The 18,767-nt window shown below is 73.9% G+C and carries 18 protein-coding genes and 1 tRNA gene; 7 read left to right on the top strand and 12 right to left on the bottom strand.

What is annotated here, in order from left to right; genetic code table 11:
• The first annotated feature begins 11 nt into the window (after positions 1-11).
• Positions 12-362 carry a hypothetical protein gene (locus SERN_RS04535; protein ID WP_135848861.1) on the top strand — a complete coding sequence of 117 codons (351 nt, stop codon included), beginning with the start codon at positions 12-14 and terminating at the stop codon, positions 360-362.
• 10 nt (positions 363-372) lie between these two features.
• Here the strand turns inward: SERN_RS04535 and SERN_RS04540 are convergent, their stop codons facing one another.
• From SERN_RS04540 to SERN_RS04550, 3 genes are read right to left on the bottom strand one after another with little or no spacing between them, the layout of a single operon-like run.
• Positions 373-720: a hypothetical protein gene (locus tag SERN_RS04540; RefSeq protein WP_135848862.1), complete on the bottom strand. Its 348-nt coding sequence runs from the start codon at positions 718-720 to the stop codon at positions 373-375.
• A gap of 28 nt (positions 721-748) precedes the next feature.
• Entirely contained in the window at positions 749-1,294 is a 546-nt protein-coding gene (locus SERN_RS04545) for a 2-phosphosulfolactate phosphatase (RefSeq protein ID WP_135848863.1), read from the bottom strand.
• 25 nt (positions 1,295-1,319) lie between these two features.
• Positions 1,320-2,651 carry an MFS transporter gene (locus tag SERN_RS04550; RefSeq protein WP_135848864.1) on the bottom strand — a complete coding sequence of 444 codons (1,332 nt, stop codon included), beginning with the start codon at positions 2,649-2,651 and terminating at the stop codon, positions 1,320-1,322.
• A gap of 256 nt (positions 2,652-2,907) precedes the next feature.
• Between SERN_RS04550 and SERN_RS04555 the strand changes: the two genes are divergently transcribed.
• Together SERN_RS04555 and SERN_RS04560 are read left to right on the top strand one after the other, a co-directional pair.
• Complete coding sequence (locus tag SERN_RS04555) at positions 2,908-3,975, top strand: small ribosomal subunit Rsm22 family protein (protein ID WP_135848865.1); 1,068 nt, start codon at positions 2,908-2,910, stop codon at positions 3,973-3,975.
• On the top strand, positions 3,963-4,763 hold the full coding sequence (locus tag SERN_RS04560; RefSeq protein WP_158292562.1) for a M50 family metallopeptidase: 801 nt from the start codon (positions 3,963-3,965) through the stop codon (positions 4,761-4,763). Before SERN_RS04555 ends, SERN_RS04560 begins: the two co-directional genes overlap by 13 nt.
• Before the next feature lie 4 nt (positions 4,764-4,767).
• Here the strand turns inward: SERN_RS04560 and SERN_RS04565 are convergent, their stop codons facing one another.
• The 4 genes from SERN_RS04565 to SERN_RS04580 all read right to left on the bottom strand — a co-directional run bounded on the left by SERN_RS04565 (position 4,768) and on the right by SERN_RS04580 (position 7,128).
• Positions 4,768-5,178, bottom strand: a complete 411-nt coding sequence (locus SERN_RS04565) for an NUDIX hydrolase (RefSeq protein WP_135848867.1) — start codon at positions 5,176-5,178, stop codon at positions 4,768-4,770.
• A 40-nt stretch (positions 5,179-5,218) separates the two neighbouring features.
• A complete protein-coding gene (locus tag SERN_RS04570; protein WP_135848868.1) occupies positions 5,219-6,529 on the bottom strand; it encodes a hypothetical protein in 1,311 nt (436 codons plus the stop codon).
• A gap of 93 nt (positions 6,530-6,622) precedes the next feature.
• Positions 6,623-6,850, bottom strand: a complete 228-nt coding sequence (locus SERN_RS04575) for a hypothetical protein (protein WP_135848869.1) — start codon at positions 6,848-6,850, stop codon at positions 6,623-6,625.
• Positions 6,851-6,909: 59 nt separating this feature from the next.
• Positions 6,910-7,128, bottom strand: coding sequence for a hypothetical protein (locus SERN_RS04580; RefSeq protein ID WP_135848870.1), 219 nt, complete (start codon positions 7,126-7,128; stop codon positions 6,910-6,912).
• 163 nt (positions 7,129-7,291) lie between these two features.
• Here SERN_RS04580 and SERN_RS04585 point away from each other — a divergent pair, with 163 nt between their 5' ends.
• On the top strand, positions 7,292-8,311 hold the full coding sequence (locus tag SERN_RS04585) for a glutathione S-transferase family protein (RefSeq protein WP_135848871.1): 1,020 nt from the start codon (positions 7,292-7,294) through the stop codon (positions 8,309-8,311).
• 10 nt (positions 8,312-8,321) lie between these two features.
• On the opposite strand, the gene SERN_RS04590 is transcribed toward SERN_RS04585, so the two are convergent.
• Positions 8,322-8,933, bottom strand: a complete 612-nt coding sequence (locus tag SERN_RS04590; protein WP_135848872.1) for a TetR/AcrR family transcriptional regulator — start codon at positions 8,931-8,933, stop codon at positions 8,322-8,324.
• A gap of 129 nt (positions 8,934-9,062) precedes the next feature.
• Here SERN_RS04590 and SERN_RS04595 point away from each other — a divergent pair, with 129 nt between their 5' ends.
• The gene (locus SERN_RS04595; RefSeq protein ID WP_135848873.1) at positions 9,063-10,583 is read left to right on the top strand and encodes an MFS transporter; all 1,521 of its coding nucleotides are present in this window, start codon (positions 9,063-9,065) and stop codon (positions 10,581-10,583) included.
• A 65-nt stretch (positions 10,584-10,648) separates the two neighbouring features.
• Here the strand turns inward: SERN_RS04595 and SERN_RS04600 are convergent.
• Positions 10,649-10,719 (bottom strand) — tRNA-Gly (locus tag SERN_RS04600).
• 170 nt (positions 10,720-10,889) lie between these two features.
• Positions 10,890-13,373: a GH36-type glycosyl hydrolase domain-containing protein gene (locus tag SERN_RS04605; RefSeq protein ID WP_135848874.1), complete on the bottom strand. Its 2,484-nt coding sequence runs from the start codon at positions 13,371-13,373 to the stop codon at positions 10,890-10,892.
• A 140-nt stretch (positions 13,374-13,513) separates the two neighbouring features.
• Between SERN_RS04605 and dcd the strand changes: the two genes are divergently transcribed.
• Entirely contained in the window at positions 13,514-14,092 is a 579-nt protein-coding gene (gene dcd / locus SERN_RS04610; RefSeq protein ID WP_135848875.1) for a dCTP deaminase, read from the top strand.
• Positions 14,093-14,094: 2 nt separating this feature from the next.
• The gene (locus tag SERN_RS04615; protein WP_135848876.1) at positions 14,095-15,063 is read left to right on the top strand and encodes a hypothetical protein; all 969 of its coding nucleotides are present in this window, start codon (positions 14,095-14,097) and stop codon (positions 15,061-15,063) included.
• A 49-nt stretch (positions 15,064-15,112) separates the two neighbouring features.
• Here SERN_RS04615 and SERN_RS15245 read toward each other — a convergent pair whose 3' ends face one another.
• Both SERN_RS15245 and SERN_RS04630 read right to left on the bottom strand, forming a co-directional pair.
• Positions 15,113-16,954 carry a hypothetical protein gene (locus tag SERN_RS15245; RefSeq protein WP_158292563.1) on the bottom strand — a complete coding sequence of 614 codons (1,842 nt, stop codon included), beginning with the start codon at positions 16,952-16,954 and terminating at the stop codon, positions 15,113-15,115.
• 40 nt (positions 16,955-16,994) lie between these two features.
• Entirely contained in the window at positions 16,995-18,752 is a 1,758-nt protein-coding gene (locus tag SERN_RS04630; protein ID WP_135848877.1) for an NHL repeat-containing protein, read from the bottom strand.
• Positions 18,753-18,767: the final 15 nt, after the last annotated feature.

An 18,767-nucleotide genomic window follows, 5' to 3' on the forward strand; every position in this document is an offset into this window, starting at 1 on the left:
AAGGCCCCGCCATGCGGACGAATCGCGAGTCGATACCGGACTCGGTGTCGGAGCTGGACGCTCTGGACCACGCGGGCGAGCCTGTGCAGCACCCCCGTCCGGAGGCCGAGGCGCCGGCGAACGGGGATCGCGCGACGGTGATCGTGACGGTCGACGGCGATCTGCCGCAGGTGCTGCCCGCGCTGCGCGAGGCCGGCCTGCACGTCGAGCGGACGCTCACCGCCCTGTCGATCGTGGTCGGAACCGTGGACATCGACGGCGAACGGGCCGTCGCCTCGCTGCGGGGGGTGCACGTGGAGCGCGAGCAGACCGTGCGGACGACCGTCGCGCGCGGGGTCGAGCCGGGGGCGTCACCCCGCTGAGGACCCGCGGTCAGGCGCCGAGCGCGGCTCGCGCGGCCGCCACCGGCTCCTCGACCCCGCCGCTCGACGACAGCGTGACCCCGTCCTCCTCCGGGGTCAGCGGCTCCAGCGCCGCGAGCTGGGAGTCCAGCAGCGCGACCGGCGTGAAGTGCTCCGCGCGGTGGGCCACGCGGGAGCGCAGGCGCGCGTCGTCGACGTCGAGGTGGACGAACGCGACGCCGCCGGGGGCGGTGCTCAGCACGTCCCGGTCGGCGAGGAGGAGGGCCGAGCACGCGATCACGGAGCTGACAGTGCCACCGTCGGTCGCCGTCGACCGGTCCGCCGTCCACGCCATCACCACGATGTGTGCCGCTGTCATGCGTTGCATCCTCGCGCGTCGGCCGGACTCAGCCGTCCACGACCCAGGCGCGCCCGTCCCAGCGGGGCACGTCCCCCTCGGCGTCGAGGCGGGACGCGGCGGTGACCTCGTCGGCGCGACCCTGCTCGGCGAGCCGGCGTCCCGAGCCGCTGGCGGCCACCATGTGCACGACGGCGCGGCGCAGCCCGACGAACGCCTCGCACGCGACCGCGGCCTCGGGCGAGGTGTGGTCGGTGCCGCGCTCCGACAGGGCGGCGACCACGGCGCCCGCGCCGAGGAGGTCCTCGGCGGCGAGGCGTCCGCCGTCGCCGGCCGCGACGATCGCGACCGAGGTCCGATCGGCGCGCTCGTGCTGGATCGTGAGGCACGCCGTCGCGACGGCCGAAGCGTTGACCAGGCCGCCGCGCAGGACGACGCCGCCCGGGGCGGCGGCCACCGCGGCGTCGACCAGCGCGTCGTCGAGGTCACCGAGGACGTCCACGAGCACGACGACGTGGGCCGGGGCGAGCCGGGCCAGGCCCTCGACGCCCCACTCCAGCCGGACCTGGTAGCCGGACTGGTCGAAGGCGCTCACGAGCGGCGACCGGCGTCGGGCCGGGTCACGACGCGTGGACCGGGGTGGGGAACGCGTCCTCGACGATCGCGTCCTCGACGTCGGCGTCGGCCACCAGGACCGGCTCCGCCGTCGGGCCGCCGCGCTGCGAGCGCCGCTCGACCGCGAGGCTCGCGAGCGCCAGCAGCAGACCGGCGATCGCCAGCCCGACGCCGACCCACGACGGTGCGACGAACCCGAGGCCCGCGGAGATGACGGCGGCGCCGAGCGCGGCCCCCATCGAGTTGCCGATGTTCAGCGCGGAGTGGTTGAGGGCGGCGGCGAGGGTCTGGGACTCCCCGGCGACGTCCATGAGGCGGGTCTGGATCGCCGGCGAGATCGCCGAGGCGAGCGCTCCCACGAGGAACAGGAAGAGGAACAGGGTCACGGGGGTGCTCGCGGTGAGCGCCAGGCCCGCCATCGCGAGGATGAAGACCGGGAACATGCGCAGGACGGCGCGCAGGGACCCACGGTCGGCCAGCACGCCGCCGACGAAGTTGCCCACCGTCATGCCCACGCCGACGCACACCAGCGCCCACGGGACGACGCTCTCGGCGAGCCCCGCCACGTCGGTGAGGAGCGGGGCGACGTAGGTGTAGACCGCGAAGAATCCGCCGAAGCCGATCGAGCCGATCCCCAGCGCGAACCAGACCTGGCCGCGCCGCAGGGCGCTGAGCTCGCGGCGGATGGTGGCGTCGGCGTCGCCCTGCTGCTCCGGGACGAGGAGCGCGACGGCGAGCGTGGCCGCGGCGAAGATCGCGGTCACCGCGAGGTAGGCCACGCGCCAGCCGGACTGCTGCCCGAGCGCGGTGATGAGCGGCACGCCGATGACGTTGGCGACCGTGAGGCCGGAGAGCACGAGCGCGACGCCCTGGCCGCGCTTGCCCGGACCCATCAGCTGCGCGGCCACGAGGGCCGCGATGCCGAAGTAGGCGCCGTGCGGGAGCGCGGCGATGAAGCGGGCGACGACGGCGAGCTCGAACGTCGGCGCGACCGCGGACAGGATCGTGCCGATCGTGAACGCCGCCGTGAAGATGACCAGGAGCCGGCGGCGCGGGAAGCGTGCGACGGCGGCCGCGATCGTCGGGGCGCCGACGACGACGCCGAGCGCGTACGCGGAGATGAGGGTGCCCGACTGCGCGATCGCCTGCTCCGAGCTCGCGGCCCAGACCTGCGGCAGGAGGTCCTGTGCGATCTGGGGCAGGAGACCCATGGCGACGAACTCCGTCGCGCCGATGCCGAAACCGCCGAGCGCGAGCGCCAGGAGCGCCGTGCGGGTGCGGAGCGGAGACAGGGTGGGGACGGGTGTGCTCGGGCTGCTCGTGCTGCTCGCTCTCATGCGGCTGCCTTCCTCGTGCGGTGCGTGCGATCCGCTCGACGGTGAGCCGGTGGTGCGTGCGGCGCCGACGGCGTCGCGCTGCCGATCGTAACGATTCGATCGCTGATTGCCAACCTCCGTCGAGAATGCTCCACAGGTCGTTCTGAGAGCCAGAACGACCCCTGGGGCTTGCTCGGCGGGGTCGGGGTGGGGGCGGGGGCGGGGCTCGGCGGGGTCGGGGCGGGGGGCTGGCAGCGCGGCCGCCTAGGATCGCCGGGTGCCCGCCGCCTCCACCATGCCCGCCCCGCTGCGGACGGCTATCGACGCCGAGCTCGCGGGGCTGACGTCCGGGCGGACCGAGGTGAGCGCCCGCCGGCTCTCGGCCCGCTACCTCGCCGACCGGCCCGCCGACGCCCCCATCGTCGCGACGGACGACGACGTCGCCGCCTACCTCACCACCCGCATGCCGGCCACGTTCGCGGCCGTGTCGTTCGCGCTCGACCAGGTGCGCGACGTCGTGCCGGACCTCGCGCCGCGCACGCTCCTCGACCTCGGCAGCGGCACCGGGGCCGCCACCTGGGCCGCGTGGGACACGTTCGAGGACCTCGAGCGGGCCGACCTCGTCGACTACTCCACACCCATGCTGACCGCCGCCCGCCGGATGCTCGCGGCCTCCGACCTCGCGGTCACGACGTCGCTGGGCGACGCCGGAGCCGCCTCGCGGCGAACCGCCGCCTCCCCCGACGCCCCCGGCACCGAGGCCGGCTCCACGCACGACCTCGCCGTCGCCGCGTTCGTGCTGTCGGAGCTGACGACGGCGCAGCGCACCGCCGTCGTCGAGCGCCTGACGACGGCGGCGGCGCAGTGCGTGCTCGTCGTCGAACCCGGCACCCCGGCCGGCTACGGGCGCATCCTGACGGTCCGCGCCGAGCTGATCGCGGCGGGGTGGCGCATCGTCGCCCCGTGCCCGCACGAGCACGTCTGCCCGCTCGCGCAAGGTACCGGCGCCGGATCCGACACGACGGACTGGTGCCACGCCGCCGTCCGGCTCGAGCGGACCGCCGCCCACCGCCGCGCGAAGGGCGGGGAGCGCTCGTTCGAGGACGAGAAGCTCGCCTACGTCGCGGCGGTGCCTCCTCCGCGATCGTCGGCCGACGACGCCGACCCGGCCCTCGACCTCCCGGCCGCGCGCGTCCTCCGCCACCCGCAGACGCGCCCCGGCCACATCCGGCTCGAGCTGTGCACGAGCGACGGCGCGCACGAGAGCACCACGGTGACCAAGCGCGACAAGGACGCGTTCCGCGCCGCGCGCAAAATCGAGTGGGGTCAGGCGTGGCGACCGTGACCGGACTGCTCGCGCGCGTGCCGTGGGCCGACCAGGCGTGGTGGGTGGCGATCCTGGAGCGCAGCAGCAACGGCCTCCCCCGCGAGGGTGGCTGGACCAGCTACGTCCCCCTGGCCGACGAGACCTTCCTGACCTCGCGCCTGCCGGGCTGGCAGGTCTGGGTCCCGCTCGCCGCCGGCCTGCTCCTCACCCTCGTGCCGCCGCTGTGGCTGCGCGTCCGCGTCGTCGTCACGCTCGCCCACGAGCTCGGCCACGCCGCGGCGGGCATCCTCGTCGGTCGGCGGTTCACGGGCTTCGTCGTGCGCTCGGACATGTCCGGCCACGCCGTGACCGTCGGGAAGCCCCGCGGCGCTGGCCTCGCCTGGACCACCTGGTCGGGCTACCCCGCCCCGGCACTTCTCGCCGTCGGACTGGTCGCCGCCGCGCTCGGCGGCTGGGCGCCGCTGGTGCTCGGCGCCGTCGCGCTGATCTGCCTCGTCTGCCTGGTGTTCGTTCGGTCGTGGGCGACGGCGGGGGTCACCCTCGCCGTCGGCCTGACCGCGGGAGCCCTGTGGTGGTGGCGCTCCGACGAACGCTCCAGCACCGTGCTGCTCGTCGTCGCCGCCGTGCTCCTGGTCGGCGCGTGGCGCCACGTCGCGGCGGTCGCGCGCGCCCCGCGCCGGTCCGACCCCGCCGAGCTCGGGCGCCTGACGCCGCTGCCCGGCTGGTTCTGGGTCGGCACCCACGTCCTGGTCATCGCCGCCGCCACGGGCGCGATCGGCTGGCTCCTGGTGCGCGCAGCGACCTAGGAGATCAGCCTCGCGCGAAGAACGCCGCCAGCACGTCGTCGTCCTCGTACCCCAGGCTCATTCCGGCGATCTCGACCGCCGTGAACAGCGCGACCGCCTGCCCCTCGGTGAGGTCGATCGTCGCGGGGTCGACGTCGAGCTCCACCGCGTACGTCGTCTCGTGACCGTAGGAGCGCGTCCGCGCCTCGACCAGCCGCAGCCGCGACGGCGGCACGCGCAGCCCCATCTCCTCCTCGAGCTCGCGCACGGCGCAGTCGAGCGGGCTCTCGCCGTCCTCCCGCATCCCGCCGGGGATGCACCACGTGTTCGGGTAGGGGATCTCCGGCTTGTCGTCGCGCAGCTGCAGCAGCACCCGGCCGTCGGCGGCCTGGACGATCACCTGGACGCCCGCGGGCGTCGACGAGCTGCTGGTCACAACCACCTCCTCCACCTCCCACGCCACGGTCGACACCAAGCTACGGCGCCTTGAGGAACGTGACCTCCTTCAGCACCTGCATCCACACTGTCCAGACCCACGCGACCTGCCCGACCGCGAGCCCCGCCACGAGCAGCCCCGTCCAGGCGCGCGCGGCCCAGCCGGGCCGCGGCACCAGCGCGACGAGCACGATCGCAAGCGGGAACGCCAGGAGCAGGAACCGCAGCTGGCTGGAGATGAGGTCGCCGACGGCGGCCAGGTAGAGGATGTAGGCCGCGCACCAGACCCACAGCTCGACGCCGATCCGGCGGGCGGGGTGGGACCGCGAGAACACCGCGAGCGCCAGCAGACCCAGCACGAGCGCCACGGCCACGACCGTCAGCCCGACCCCGAGGGGCGAGAACGACTCCACGCGCGCCCAGCCCGCGAACACCCCGACGCCGCGGTCCGGACGCCACGCCCCCTGGGTCAGGACGTAGGCGTCGACCCGGCCGGTCGCGGCGCCCGCGATCAGCGGCCAGATCCCGCCGGACAGGCCGGCCACGCCGAGCAGGGCGACGCCGAGCACGCGCTCCCGCCGCGCGAACGGCTCGCGCCCGACGCGCGCGTCCCGCCAACGCACCAGGAGGTGCACCGCGACCACGACGGCCATCGGGAGCGCGACGGCGCGCGTGAACCCGAGCGCGGCGACGGCGAGCATCGCCCACGCGTAGCGCCGCCGCACGACCAGGAGCAGCGACGTCGCCACGAGCAGGAGCGCGAGCGACTCCGTGTAGGCGACCTGGAGCACGACGGCGGAGGGGAAGAACGCGAGGACGGCGACGGTGGCCAGGGGCAGACCGGGCCGGGCGGCGACGGCGTCCGGGGCCGCGACGACCACCAGGCGGTGCACCACCAGCAGCGCGATCGCTCCGAGGGCGAGCGAGACCAGGGGTGCCACGACGATCCAGGTGCCACCGGTCGCCGTCGTGATCGCCTTGACGATGCCCGGGTAGAGCGGGAAGAAGGCCCACTCGTTGATGACGACGACGCCGTCGCGCACCGGGAGCGCGTCGGGGTAGCCGCCGGCCCAGATCCGCTCGTACCACCAGCCGTCCCACCAGCGGCCGACGAAGACGCCGTACGGCGGCCGCCCCGCCGGCTCGGGCCACCAGCCCTCGAAGGACTCGCCCTGGTGCGTGCGGGCGATCAGGAGCGCGCCGGTGGCGAGCACGCGGGAGAGGACGTAGACGGTCAGCACGTGCCACACCCAGGGGGCGACGGCGAGGCGGCGACGTCCCGCGCGGGCGACCGGCTCGGCGGCGCGGCCGGGAGGTCGGGGCGAGGCGTCGGCGTCGCGCGTCGTCGTCACGATCGCCACCGTAGCCGCGCGGGAGACCCCCGGCACGCGGCGAGCCGCCGACCGGATCGGTCGGCGGCTCGTCGTCGCTGCGTGACGTGCGGCTCAGGCGGGGTCGGTCCGGCCGCCCTCGTCCTCCTGGCGCTGCACCGGTGCCTCGCCGGTCGTCGGATCGCCGACGGCGGGATCGGCGTCGCTCACCGAGAAGCTGCGCTCGTCCTCGCCCTGCCCCGCCGACTCGTCGAGGCGCGAGTTCAGGTGGGGCTCGGTCTCGGTGTCGCGGCGGTCGATCTCGCCGGCGGAGTACGTGGGCTCGCCTACGGGTTCGGTCATGGTGCTCTCCTCGGTGTCGTCGTGCTGGTCGGTCGGTGGCTGCGGGTCGGGCGGGGCCGTCACGCGGGGTTCGGGCTCGCGCCGTGCGTCTCGTCGGTCTCGGCGCCGGCCTCGGCGCCGGAGCGCGGGTTGAGCATGTCCGGATCACCGTCGGGGTCGCCCCCGCTCGATGCGCCCTCCGCGCCGGCGGCACCGCCGGTGCGGGGGTTGAGCATGTCGGGATCCGCGTCGGGGTCGGGTTCGGTCACGTCGTCGCGTCCGTCCGTCGGCTCACTCATGGTGCACTCCCTCGTCGAGGTGGATGTCCTGCTCGTCCATCGTGCGTCGCGACCGGCGCGGGGACAAGGACGGCGTCGCGACACCCGCGATCACGCCGTCCGCGGCGATCGGTGCGAGAGTGGAGCGGACGATCAGGCAGGCAGCGAGCGAAGGACGCAGCACATGGGCGAGCAGGGCGTGTACTCCAAGCCGGGTGAGGCGTTCGAGCGCGACACCCGCTACATCACGACCCGGGTGACCCGGGACGGCGAGGAGGGCTACGCCGTCGAGGCGGGGCGCTACCGACTGGTGGCGGCCCGGGCGTGCCCGTGGGCGAACCGCACGCTGATCGTGCGGCGGCTGCTCGGGCTCGAGGACGCGATCTCGGTCGGCCTGCCGGGTCCGACGCACGACGAGCTGTCCTGGACGTTCGACCTCGACCCCGACGGCAAGGACCCCGTGCTGGGGATCCACCACCTGCGCGACGCGTTCCTGGCGCGCGATCCGGAGTACCCGCGCGGGATCACGGTGCCGGCGCTCGTGGACGTGCCCTCCGGCGCCGTGGCGACCAACGACTTCGCCCAGATCACGCTCGACCTCTCCACCGAGTGGAGCGACCTCCACCGCGACGGCGCGCCCGACCTGCTGCCGGCGGAGCACCGCGAGGAGCTGGAGCAGGTGATGCGCCGCATCTACACCGAGGTCAACAACGGGGTCTACCGGTGCGGCTTCGCCGGCTCGCAGAGCTCCTACGAGGACGCCTACGAGCGGCTGTGGACGGCGCTGGACTGGCTCGAGGAGCGGCTGACCACGCGGCGCTACCTCGTGGGCGACACGATCACCGAGGCGGACGTGCGGCTGTTCACCACGCTGGTGCGCTTCGACCCGGTCTACCACGGGCACTTCAAGTGCAACCGCAACCTGCTGCGCGAGATGCCCGCGCTGTGGGGCTACGCGCGCGACCTGTTCCAGACGCCGGGGTTCGGCGACACCGTCGACTTCGCGCAGATCAAGTCGCACTACTACGAGGTCCACCGCGACCTGAACCCGGCCGGCATCGTGCCGGTCGGGCCCTCGCTCGAGGGCTGGGTCTCGGCGCACGGCCGCGAGGCGCTCGGTGGCCGGCCGTTCGGTGACGGCACGCCGCCGGGGCCGGTGCGCGACGGCGAGCGGGTCGACCCGGAGCACACGCCGCTGCGCTGACCGGCTCGCGTCAGTCGGGGTAGCCGAGGGCGAGCGGCAGGATCACGCCGTCGACCACCCGCTCCAGGAGGTCGGGCGTGACCGGCTCGCCCGAGAACGCCTTGGCGTAGAAGATCACGGCCGGCCCGACGGCGGCGATCAGGTCGAGGTCCCGTCCGGCGGGCACCTCCCCGCGCGCCTGGGCGCGTTCGAGCAGCCCGCGCAGCACGGCGACGCGGTCGCGCGCGAGCCGCTGGTGCAGCTGGTCGGCGATCTCCGGGTGCTCGCGCGCGGGTCCGAGCAGATCCGTCGCCGTGTCCTCGCGCGCCCGGTGGATCAGCCCGGGCAGCGTCATCAGGTCACCGCGCAGGGAGCCGGTGTCCGGCACGTCCTCGATCGTGAGCGCCGGGATCGCGGCGGTCATCGCGTCGACGGCGAGGTGCACCTTCGACGCCCAGCGCCGGTAGACGGTGGCCTTGCCGACGCCGGCCCGCTCGGCGACGTCGTCCATCGTCACCGCGTCGAAGCCTCGCTCCACCATGAGCTGGCGCGCGGCGTCGACGATCTGCGCGTCCTTGGCGGCGTCGCGCCGCCGTCCGGGTCGTCGCGACGGTGCGGCGTCCGCACGTGCGGTGGTCGACATCGGGTCTCCTCACGTCACCCCCATTGTGCGGTGCGCCACGTTCGCGGGACAAATCCGAGACCAGGCGTTCCGATACCGCGAGTTCTGCAATAGCGTGGCGCCACGTCACCGTCGCACCCAGGAGCCCCCATGTCTGCAGCACCCGCGATCCCGGACGTCACCTCCCCGACCGGAACCCCGTCCCGCCGCCGCTGGCTCGTTCTGGCCACGGTCGCCCTCGCCCAGCTGATGGTCGTCCTGGACGCCACCATCGTGAACATCGCCCTGCCGACGGCGCAGGCGGACCTCGGCTTCAGCGACAACGACCGCCAGTGGGTCGTCACCGCCTACGCCCTCGCGTTCGGCAGCCTGCTGCTGCTGGGCGGCAAGCTCAGCGACATCCTCGGCCGACGCCGGATGTTCCTCATCGGCCTCGTCGGCTTCGCCGTCGCCTCCGCGCTCGGCGGCCTGGCCGACACGTTCGGCCTGCTCATCGGCGCCCGCGCGCTCCAGGGCGCGTTCGGTGCGATCCTCGCCCCGGCCGCGCTGTCGGTCCTGACGACCACGTTCACCGTGCCGCGGGAGCGCGCCCGCGCGTTCGGCGTCTTCGGCGCGATCGCCGGCATGGGCGGGGCCATCGGACTCCTGCTCGGCGGCTTCCTCACCGAGACCCTGAACTGGCGCTGGAACCTCTACGTGAACGTGCCGATCGCCGTCCTCGCCTTCGTCGGCGGTCTCGTGCTGCTCGAGCGGGTGCAGGCGCGCGGCGCCCAGCGGCTCGACCTGGTCGGGGTCGCCCTCGGCTCGCTCGGGCTGTTCTCGCTCGTGTTCGGCTTCTCCCAGGCCGAGCCGCGCGGCTGGGACGATCCGCTGACGTGGGGGCCGCTGGCGCTGAGCGTCGTGCTGCTCGTGAGCTTCGCGCTGCGGCAGCGGCGCGTCGCCAACCCCGTCCTCCCGCTCGCGATCGTGCTCGACCGGGACCGCGGCGCGGCCTTCCTCGGGATCCTGGTCGCCGGCTCGGGCATGTTCGGGGCGTTCCTGTTCGTCACCTACTACCTGCAGGCCGTTCTCGGGTACAGCCCGATGCAGACCGGCGCCGCGTTCATGCCGATGATCGTGACCCTGATCATCACGGCGCAGCTGCAGACCAACCTGCTCGTGCCGCGCCTCGGACCCAAGCTGCTCGTCCCGATCGGGATGGTCTTCGGGGGCGCCGGGATGCTCAGCTTCACGCTGCTGGACGCGACCAGCTCCTACGGCCACCTGCTGCCCGGGTTCGTGCTGCTCGGACTGGGGATGGGCTCGATCATGCCGGCGTCGTTCCAGATCGCGACCCTCGGCGTCACGCCCGACCAGGCGGGCGCCGCCTCGGCCGCGGTCTCCACGAGCCAGCAGGTCGGCGGCGCGATCGGCACCGCCGTCCTGAACACGCTCGCCACGACGGCGACCGCCGCCTACCTCGTCGGCCGCGACGCCGCCGACCCCCAGGTCGGGCTGGACGCCTCGCTGCACGGCTTCACGACCGCCTACCTCTGGTCGGCGGGCATCTTCGTCCTCGGGTTCGTCCTGACGTCCCTGCTCTACCGACGCCGCGGCGAGCGCCTCGCGCGAGCCGCGGCCTCCGCCGTCGGCCCGCAGGACGCCTCGACGGGGCCGGTGCTCGCGCACTAGCGCGTCCCGACCGGCCCGGGAACGGCCGAAGGCCGGCCCCCCGCGGGGGACCGGCCTTCGTGCTGAGCGGATGACGGGAATCGAACCCGCGCTATCAGCTTGGGAAGCTGAAGTTCTACCATTGAACTACATCCGCGTGAAGCCGAACCGTGTCAGATCGCAGCTCACTCAGCGCGGCAACGGTGACGAGTCTAGCGGCTCCGTCCGCCGACGCGAACCGCCCCCACCTCGCCGAGAGCGACCCGCGCGCGCCGGGGACGACCCGAGACGGATCGTCCCCGCGACGCACGGGTCGCTCTCGCGGGATCAGAGGGTCGCGGCGATCCGCACGGTCGAGCCCGCGGGGGCGTAGGGGACGGTGCGACCCTCGATCGCGACGCCGTCGACCACCAGCGCGGCCCGCGAACCCCGCCGGCCCGAGTTGGTCACCTCGATCTCGTAGGTCGCACCGCGCAGCACGCGCCGCACCGTGAAGGAGGGCACGTCCGGTCCGATCTGCGGGTCGACCACGAGCCCGTCGAACCCCGGCCGCACCCCGAGCAGGTGCTGCGAGACCGCGACGAAGTTCCACGCGGCGGTCCCCGTCAACCACGAGTTCTTCGCCTCGCCGGCGCGCGAGGCCTCCTTGCCCGCGATCATCTGCGCGTACACGTACGGCTCCAGCTTGTGCACCTCGCTGATCTCCTCGCGGTAGGCGGGCGCGATGCGCCGGTAGTGGTCGAACGCGAGGTCGCCCCGCCCGACCACGGTCTCCGCGATCACCACCCACGGGTTGTTGTGGCAGAAGATCCCGCCGTTCTCCTTGTACCCGGGCGGGTAGGTGGAGACCTCGCCGAGCTCGACCCGGTAGGTCGTGTAGGCCGGGTGCTGCAGCACCAGGCCGTGCGGCGTGCCGAGATGCTCCGCGACGGCGTCGAGCGCGCGCACGGCCGGCGACGTCGCGGCCGAGACGCCGTCCTCCCCCGGTTCGACGCCGACTCCCGCCATCACCGCGAAGCCCTGCGGCTCGATCCAGATCTTCCCCTCGGGCGACGCGTCGGTCCCCACGGGGTTGCCGAAGTAGTCGTAGGCCCGCAGGAACCACTCCCCGTCCCAGCCGGCCGTCAGAAGCGTGCGACGCATGTCGGCGACGAACGTCCGGGCGTCGGCGGCGACGTCGTCGAGCCCGCGCAGCTCCGCGAGCCCCGCGAACTCCTCGCCGTAGAGCACGAGCTGCGCGGCGATGAACGTCGACTCCGCCTGGCCGTCCGTCCGGTTCTCGGTGGTCTGGAACGACTCCCCCGGCTGCGTCGAGAAGGCGTTGAGGTTGAGGCAGTCGTTCCAGTCGGCGCGACCGATCAGCGGCAGCCCGTGCGGTCCGAGGTGCGTGCGCGTGAAGGTCAGCGACCGCACGAGGTGCTCCCACAGCGGGACCTCCGAACCGGGCTCGTTGTCGAACGGCACCGGCTCGTCCAGGATCGCGACGTCGCCGGTCTCCTTCACGTAGCCCGCGACGCCGGCGATGAGCCACAACGGGTCGTCGTTGAAGCCGGAGCCGACGTCATCGTTCCCGCGCTTCGTCAGCGGCTGGTACTGGTGGTAGGCGCTGCCGTCCGGCAGCTGCGTGGAGGCGATGTCGATGATCCGCTCGCGTGCCCGCTCCGGCACGAGGTGGACGAACCCGAGCAGGTCCTGGTTGGAGTCGCGGAACCCCATCCCGCGTCCGATCCCGGTCTCGAAGAACGACGCCGAGCGCGACATGTTGAACGTGACCATGCACTGGTACTGGTTCCAGACGTTGACCATCCGGTCGAGCTTCGGATCGGTCGAGGTGACGGAGTAGCTCGAGAGCAGGTCGGCCCAGTACTCGCGCAGCCGCTCGAGCGCGGCGTCGACGTGCGCGGGCGTCGCGAACCGCTCCAGCAACGCGTGCGCACCTTCCTTGTTGATCACCTGGTGGGCGTCGTCGGCCCACTTGTGCGTCTCGTCGTTCTCCTCGTAGCCCAGCACGTACACGAGCGCGTGGGACTCCCCCGGCGCGAGCTCGAGCTCGTGGGCGTGCGACGCGATCGGGTACCAGCCCGAGGCGACCGAGTTCTGCGCGACGCCGGCGCGCGGCACGGCGGCCTCGGCGAGCGAGGCGTACGGCCCGCCGAGGAACGTGTCGCGGTCGGTGTCGAAGCCGACGCCGGGCTCGTTCACGCCCGAGACGGCGTAGTGGTTGCGGCGCTCGCGGTACTCGGTGCGGTGGTAGATCGCCGAGCCGCCCGACGGCGTCGCCTCCTCCACCTCGACCTCGCCGATCGAGAGGTTGCGCTGGTAGTTGGTCTGGTCGTCCGAGGCGTTCCAGAGGCAGAACTCCAGGTAGCTGAAGAGCTTGACCGACTTAGCCGCGTCGGAGGTGTTGGTCACGACGACCTTGCTGACCTCGGCGTTCTCGCCCAGCGGCACGAGGAACGTCGTCGCCACGCGCAGCCCGCCGCGCTCGCCCGTGATGGTGGAGTACCCGAGGCCGTGCCGCGTCTCGAAGTGGTCGAGGTCGGCCTTGACCGGCAGCCACGACGGCGTCCAGACGTCGCCGCCGTCGTTGACGTAGAGGTAGCGACCCCCGGCGTCGGTGGGGACGTTGTTGTAGCGGTAGCGCGTGAGGCGACGCATCTTCGCGTCGCGGTAGAAGGAGTAGCCGCCCGCCTGGTGGGAGAGCAGCGAGAAGAACTGCTCGGAGCCCAGGTAGTTGATCCACGGGTACGGCGTGTGCGGCGTGGTGATGACGTACTCGCGCGCGGCGTCGTCGAAGTGACCGAACTGCATGGGACTGACCTCTCTCGGTGGGCGGCGGGCGCCGTTCCCACCGGCGGCCGTGCCGGTGTGGAAGCGCTCCCACGGCAGCCTACCGGTCGGGTGCGCGACCGGCCGCCGCCCGCCCGGTGGCGAGCCGGTAGCGTGGGCGCGTGCTGCTCTCCGACCGTGACATCGCCGCCGAGCTCGAGTCCGGACGCGTCCGGCTGGACCCGTTCGACCCCGCGATGATCCAGCCCAGCTCGGTCGACGTGCGCCTCGACCGGTTCTTCCGGCTCTTCGACAACCACAAGTACCCGGTCATCGACCCCGCCCAGGACCAGAGCGACCTCACGCGCCTGGTCGAGGTCGCCCCCGACGAGGCCTTCGTGCTGCACCCGGGCGAGTTCGTCCTCGGTGCCACGCACGAGCTCGTGACGCTGCCCGACGACGTCGCGGCCCGCCTGGAGGGCAAGTCCTCCCTCGGCCGCCTCGGACTGCTGACCCACTCCACCGCGGGCTTCATCGACCCCGGCTTCACGGGCCACGTGACGCTCGAGCTCTCCAACGTCGCGACGCTGCCCATCACCCTGTGGCCGGGCATGAAGATCGGCCAGCTCTGCTTCTTCCGCCTCTCCAGCCCCGCCCTGCACCCGTACGGCAGCGGCGCGAGCGGCTCGCGCTACCAGGGTCAGCGCGGCCCGACGGCGTCCCGCTCGCACCTCGGCTTCCACCGCACGCACGTGGAGTAGCGGTGGTCGGCGACCACGACGAGACCGACCCGGCCCAGCCCCACCTCCCCCGCCTGGCCCCCGCCGTCGCGGCGCACCACCACCTGCTCCTGCTCGCGGCGGACGTCGAACCGGACGAGGTCGAGGCGCTCGTGGTCTCGCTCGTCGTCGGCGCCCGCTGGACCACGCCCGCCTCCGGCACGCTGCCCGGCGTGCTGGACCTGCTGCCCGACGCCGACCGCCACTCGCGCGCGACGCTCACCGGCCCGTGGGGGGCGGCGGCCACGCGTGGACCGCTGGGCCTGCCGGACTGGGTCGAGACGATCTTCGTGATCGACGTCGACGCCGAGCGATCCGGCCCCGCGCCGACCCTCGCCGGGGGTTACGGACCGCTCCTGGACGCGTTCGGCCCCGAGCACCCCGAGGGCCTGGAGCGCCAGGTGCTCGACGTCGCGCACGCGTGCGCCCGACGGCTCGCGGGTGCCCTGCGCGTGACGACCGGCGTGCTGGTCGAACCGGACCCGGGCTCCGCCGTCGACCTGGCCGTGCACGCCCCCACCTGGCTCGAGCCCGACACGCTCGCCCACGTGCTCGAGGCGGCCCTGCCCGGGCTGGTCCTCCTGCCCGGCGCCGACGCCGTCGCGCACCACGGCCACCACCTGGACGGCTACGGCGCCACCTGGCACCACCGGGGGGCGGACGAGCTCGCCGAGGGCGCCGACCACGTCGTCGTCGAGGTCGAGGCCGTCGAGGTCCTCCCGCCCGCGCTGCGGACGGCCGCGTGGACCAGCGCCGGGGTCCTCACCTACGCGCTGCGCTGGATCGACGGCGATCGCACACCCACCTCGCGGGGCGGGCTGCGCCGTCGCGACGACGCGAGGGCCTCGATCGAACGCGCGGCGGTCGCGCTGCACGGCGCCGTGGGCGGGGAGATCCTCGACGAGGACGGCTTCCTGGTCGCGCCGGACCAGCTGGCCGACCACGCGCGCTGAGGTCCGCGCCACTCATCGCCCGTCGCCAGTCGCCGCGCCGAGATCGGCACTACGGCAGCTCGACGCGCTGCATCGCGTCGAAACCTGACGTGATGATGCCGCCGTCGACGATCGCCACGACGTCGGAGTCCGTGGCCAGCCCGCCGACGACGGAGCCGTCCGCGAGGTCCAGGACCGTCCACCGGCGTCGGTCGACCTCGACCAGCACGCGGCGGTCGGTCACGACGACGTTCGAGTACTGCCGCGAGGGCAGCTCCACCGACCACGTCACCCCGAGCGTCACCGGGTCCAGGAGGGAGACCGTCGCGACGGTCGTCTCGTCGTAGTCCTCGCGATCCTCCTCGACGATCGCGACCGGCGATCCCACGGGGCCGTCGACGCGCGGGGAGCCCTCGATCTCCGGCAGCACGGGGCCCGTCCGTCCGGTGCGGGCGTCGACGAGGCGGTTGTCCACCCGGTAGTCCTCCTCGAGCGAGACGTAGTCGCTCGCCAGTGTCACCGGTGCGCGTCGCAGGTATCCCAGCCCGAGGGAGAGGTCCTCGTCCGACCACAGCAGCTCGCCCGAGGCGGTGCGCCCCTCGGCCTCGCGTGTGCCCTCGTTGTCGCAGGTGAACACGTCACCGACGACCGAACCCGCCCAGCAGGCGGTCGCCAGGGTCACCCCGGTGGCGTCCATCGAGACGACGGCCTGGGAACCGGACAGGAGCGCGCCGTCGCCGACCGGGGCGAGGACGGCGCTGTAGAGGAGCTCCCAGCCCTCGTCGCGCTGCTGCAGGAGCTGCTCGCGGACCGAGCCGGGCAGGTCGGCCGACGGCACGGTCCACCGCGGTGCGCCGTCGGGGCCGTACCACCGCAGCGCGGTCGAGCCGACCTCGGGGTCCACGGCGTCGAGCGTGACCACACCGTCCGCCGTCACGGCGATCAGCTCGATCGGTGCCGAGACCGGCCAGCGGCGCACCTCCTCTCCCGTGGCCACGTTCAGCGTGACGATGACGGGCGAGGAGTCGTCGACGCCGGAGCACGCCACGAGGTCGCTGCCGCGCCCGAGCGCACCGGGAACGGCGGCACACCTCGGACGCTCCAGCGTCAGGAGGTCGCGCGCGGCGCCGTCGACCAGATCGACCACCCGGATCTTCGCGGGTCCGTCCTCGTCGTTCGGGTCGGCGGAGAACCGTCCCAGGAGCCGGTCGCCGACGGCGATGGCGCTGCCGAGGCCCGTGGCCAACGCGCTCGCCCCGGAGAGGTCGTCGCGCATCAGGCGGGCGTCGCGATCGAGACCGTAGGTCCACAGGACGCTGCTCGTGTCCGGCTCGACCGGCACCGTGGTGGACTGCGGGTCGCTGCCCGCGCCGTCACCCGTCGCGTTGACACCGACGACGACCGCCACGGTCACGACGGCAGCCGCCGTCCCGGCCAGACGCCACGGGGTCCAGCCGGTCCGCGTCGGGGGCGCGGTCGCCGGTGTCGAGGACGAACCCTGGCGCGGGTTGCTGCCCGACCCGCGCGCCGCCGTCGGCGTGCGCCGCTTGGCCTTCTTGCGCGGCTTCCGCGCCGGGCGCGGGGGCGTCGTCGGGGCCTTCGCCCCCGCGCTCGCCGCGGCGGGCTGCGGGTCCCGCGAGATCGCGCCCGACGCCGAGGGCGGGGTCCCGTAGGCGGACGGACCCGTCGGGCCGCGCCAACCCCGCTGGCGCACGGGCGGCGGCGGGGGCGTGGCGGGCTGCGTCGGTGGGGGCGGCGGAGTCGCGCCACCCGGGGGATCGGCGGGATCAGCGGGATCCGTCGCGGCGGGATCACCCGGGTCGCGCTGCTGCGGATCGGTCAGGAACGACCCGAACCCGCCCGTGAAGTCGTAGGACGGCGGGAGCTCGACGTCGTCATCCGGGTCCGGCATCCACCGAGCCTAGTTCGACAGCCCCGCGGTCACCCGGCGGTCACGGCAGCTCGACGCGACGGAGCTCCCGGTAGTCCTCGATCAGGACCCCGCCGTCGACCACCGCGACGACCCTGCCCTCGTCCTCCAGACCGCCGACGACGGAGCCGGTGGTGGCGTCCAGCACCGTCCAGCGGCCGTAGTCGACCTCGACCAGCACCCGCTCCCCCGCGACGAGCACGGTGGGGTACTGCCTGGACTCGAGCTCGGTCGTCCACGCCGCGTCGAGCGTGGCGGGATCCATCGTCGTCAGGGTCACGACGGTCGGGTCGTCGTAGTCGTCCTGCTCCTCCTCCTGGTAGAGGACGGGGTGCTCGGGCGACCCGGCGAGCTGCAGGTAGTCCTCGCCGAGCTCCAGCGCCGCGCCCTGCCGCCCGGTGGCCGGGTCGACGAGTCCGTACGCGCGCGACGGCGAGAGGTAGTCCACGTAGAGGAGCGCCGGGGAGCGCTCGTACAGGCCGGTCCGCAGCGAGACGTCGTCGAGGGACCACAGCGTCTCGCCCGACGCCGAGACCCCCTCGATCATCGAGGTCTCCGCGTCCTCGCACACGTAGCTCTCGGCCAGGACCATCCCCGACCAGCACTGGCGCGTGCGCAGGACGCCCGTCTCGTCCACCGCGACCAGGGAGCTGGCCGACGTGAGGAGAGCGCCGTCGCCGAGTGCGACCAGGTCGGTGGAGTACCCCAGCTCGTACCCGTCGTCGTTGTCGTAGACGATGTCCTCGCGCAGCTCCGCGGGCAGGTCCGCCAGCGGCTCGCTCCAGCGTCGGTCGCCGTCGGCGGTGTACCAGCGGATCACGCCGTCCCCCGTGGCGGGGTCGATCGCGTCGAGCGTGACGACGCCGGACGAGGTCGCCGCGACGAGCGCGACGGGCTCGGGAATCTCGAACCGGCGGACCTCCTCGCCGCTCGCGACGTCGAAGGTGACGAGCACCTGCTCGTCGTCGAGGCCGCCGCCGCACGTCAGCAGGCTCGGCTCGGCGCCGCCGGGCTCCGGCACGACGGCGCAGCGCGGCCTGTCCATCCGGGCGAGGTCGACGGGGGTGCCGTCTCCCAGCGAGTACGCCCGCACGGCCGTCGGCTCCGCCTCGTCGTAGGGGTCGCCCGAGAACCGGCCGACCACCGTGTCGCCGATCACGACCATGCTGCCGTTCGGGTCGCCGTAGACGCGGGAACCGTTCAGCGCGTCGTCGTGCAGCCGCTCGTCGAGCTGCGCCGACCAGAGCTGGTCGGTCGAGTCCGGCTCGGTCTGCACGGGGCTGGTGGAGGAGGAGTCGTCGGACGAGCCCCCGACCGACCCCAGCACGGCACCGACGACAGCGACCACCACGACGGCCACGACCACGCCGACGACCGCGAAGCCCGCGCGTCCCGACGACGGCTTGGCCGAGCCGGGGGTCGGGGCGAAGGGTGAGGTCGACGACGGCGAGGAGTACGCCGAGGAGTAGGGCGTGCGGACGGTCGGGGGCTGGGACGGGGGCGCCCCAGGAGCCGTGCCGTAGGACGCCGGGCCGTAGCCCGTCTGGCCGTAGCCGGTCTGCCCGTAGCCCGGCTGGCCGTAGCCGCTCTGCCCGGACGGCGGCGTCGGCGGCGGCACGGGCGACCCCGGCTGCACGGCGGGCGCGGCCGGCGGCACGGGATCGGCGGGAGCGGCGGGGGCGGGGGCGGGGGCGGCACCGGGCTGCTCGTCGAAACCCGTCAGACCGCCGGAGAAGTCGTAGGTGGGCGGGAGCTCGACGTCGTCATCCGGATCTGGCACGGCACGAGACTACGA

The organism is Serinibacter arcticus (genome assembly GCF_004786095.1).
Lineage (GTDB): Bacteria > Actinomycetota > Actinomycetes > Actinomycetales > Beutenbergiaceae > Litorihabitans > Litorihabitans arcticus.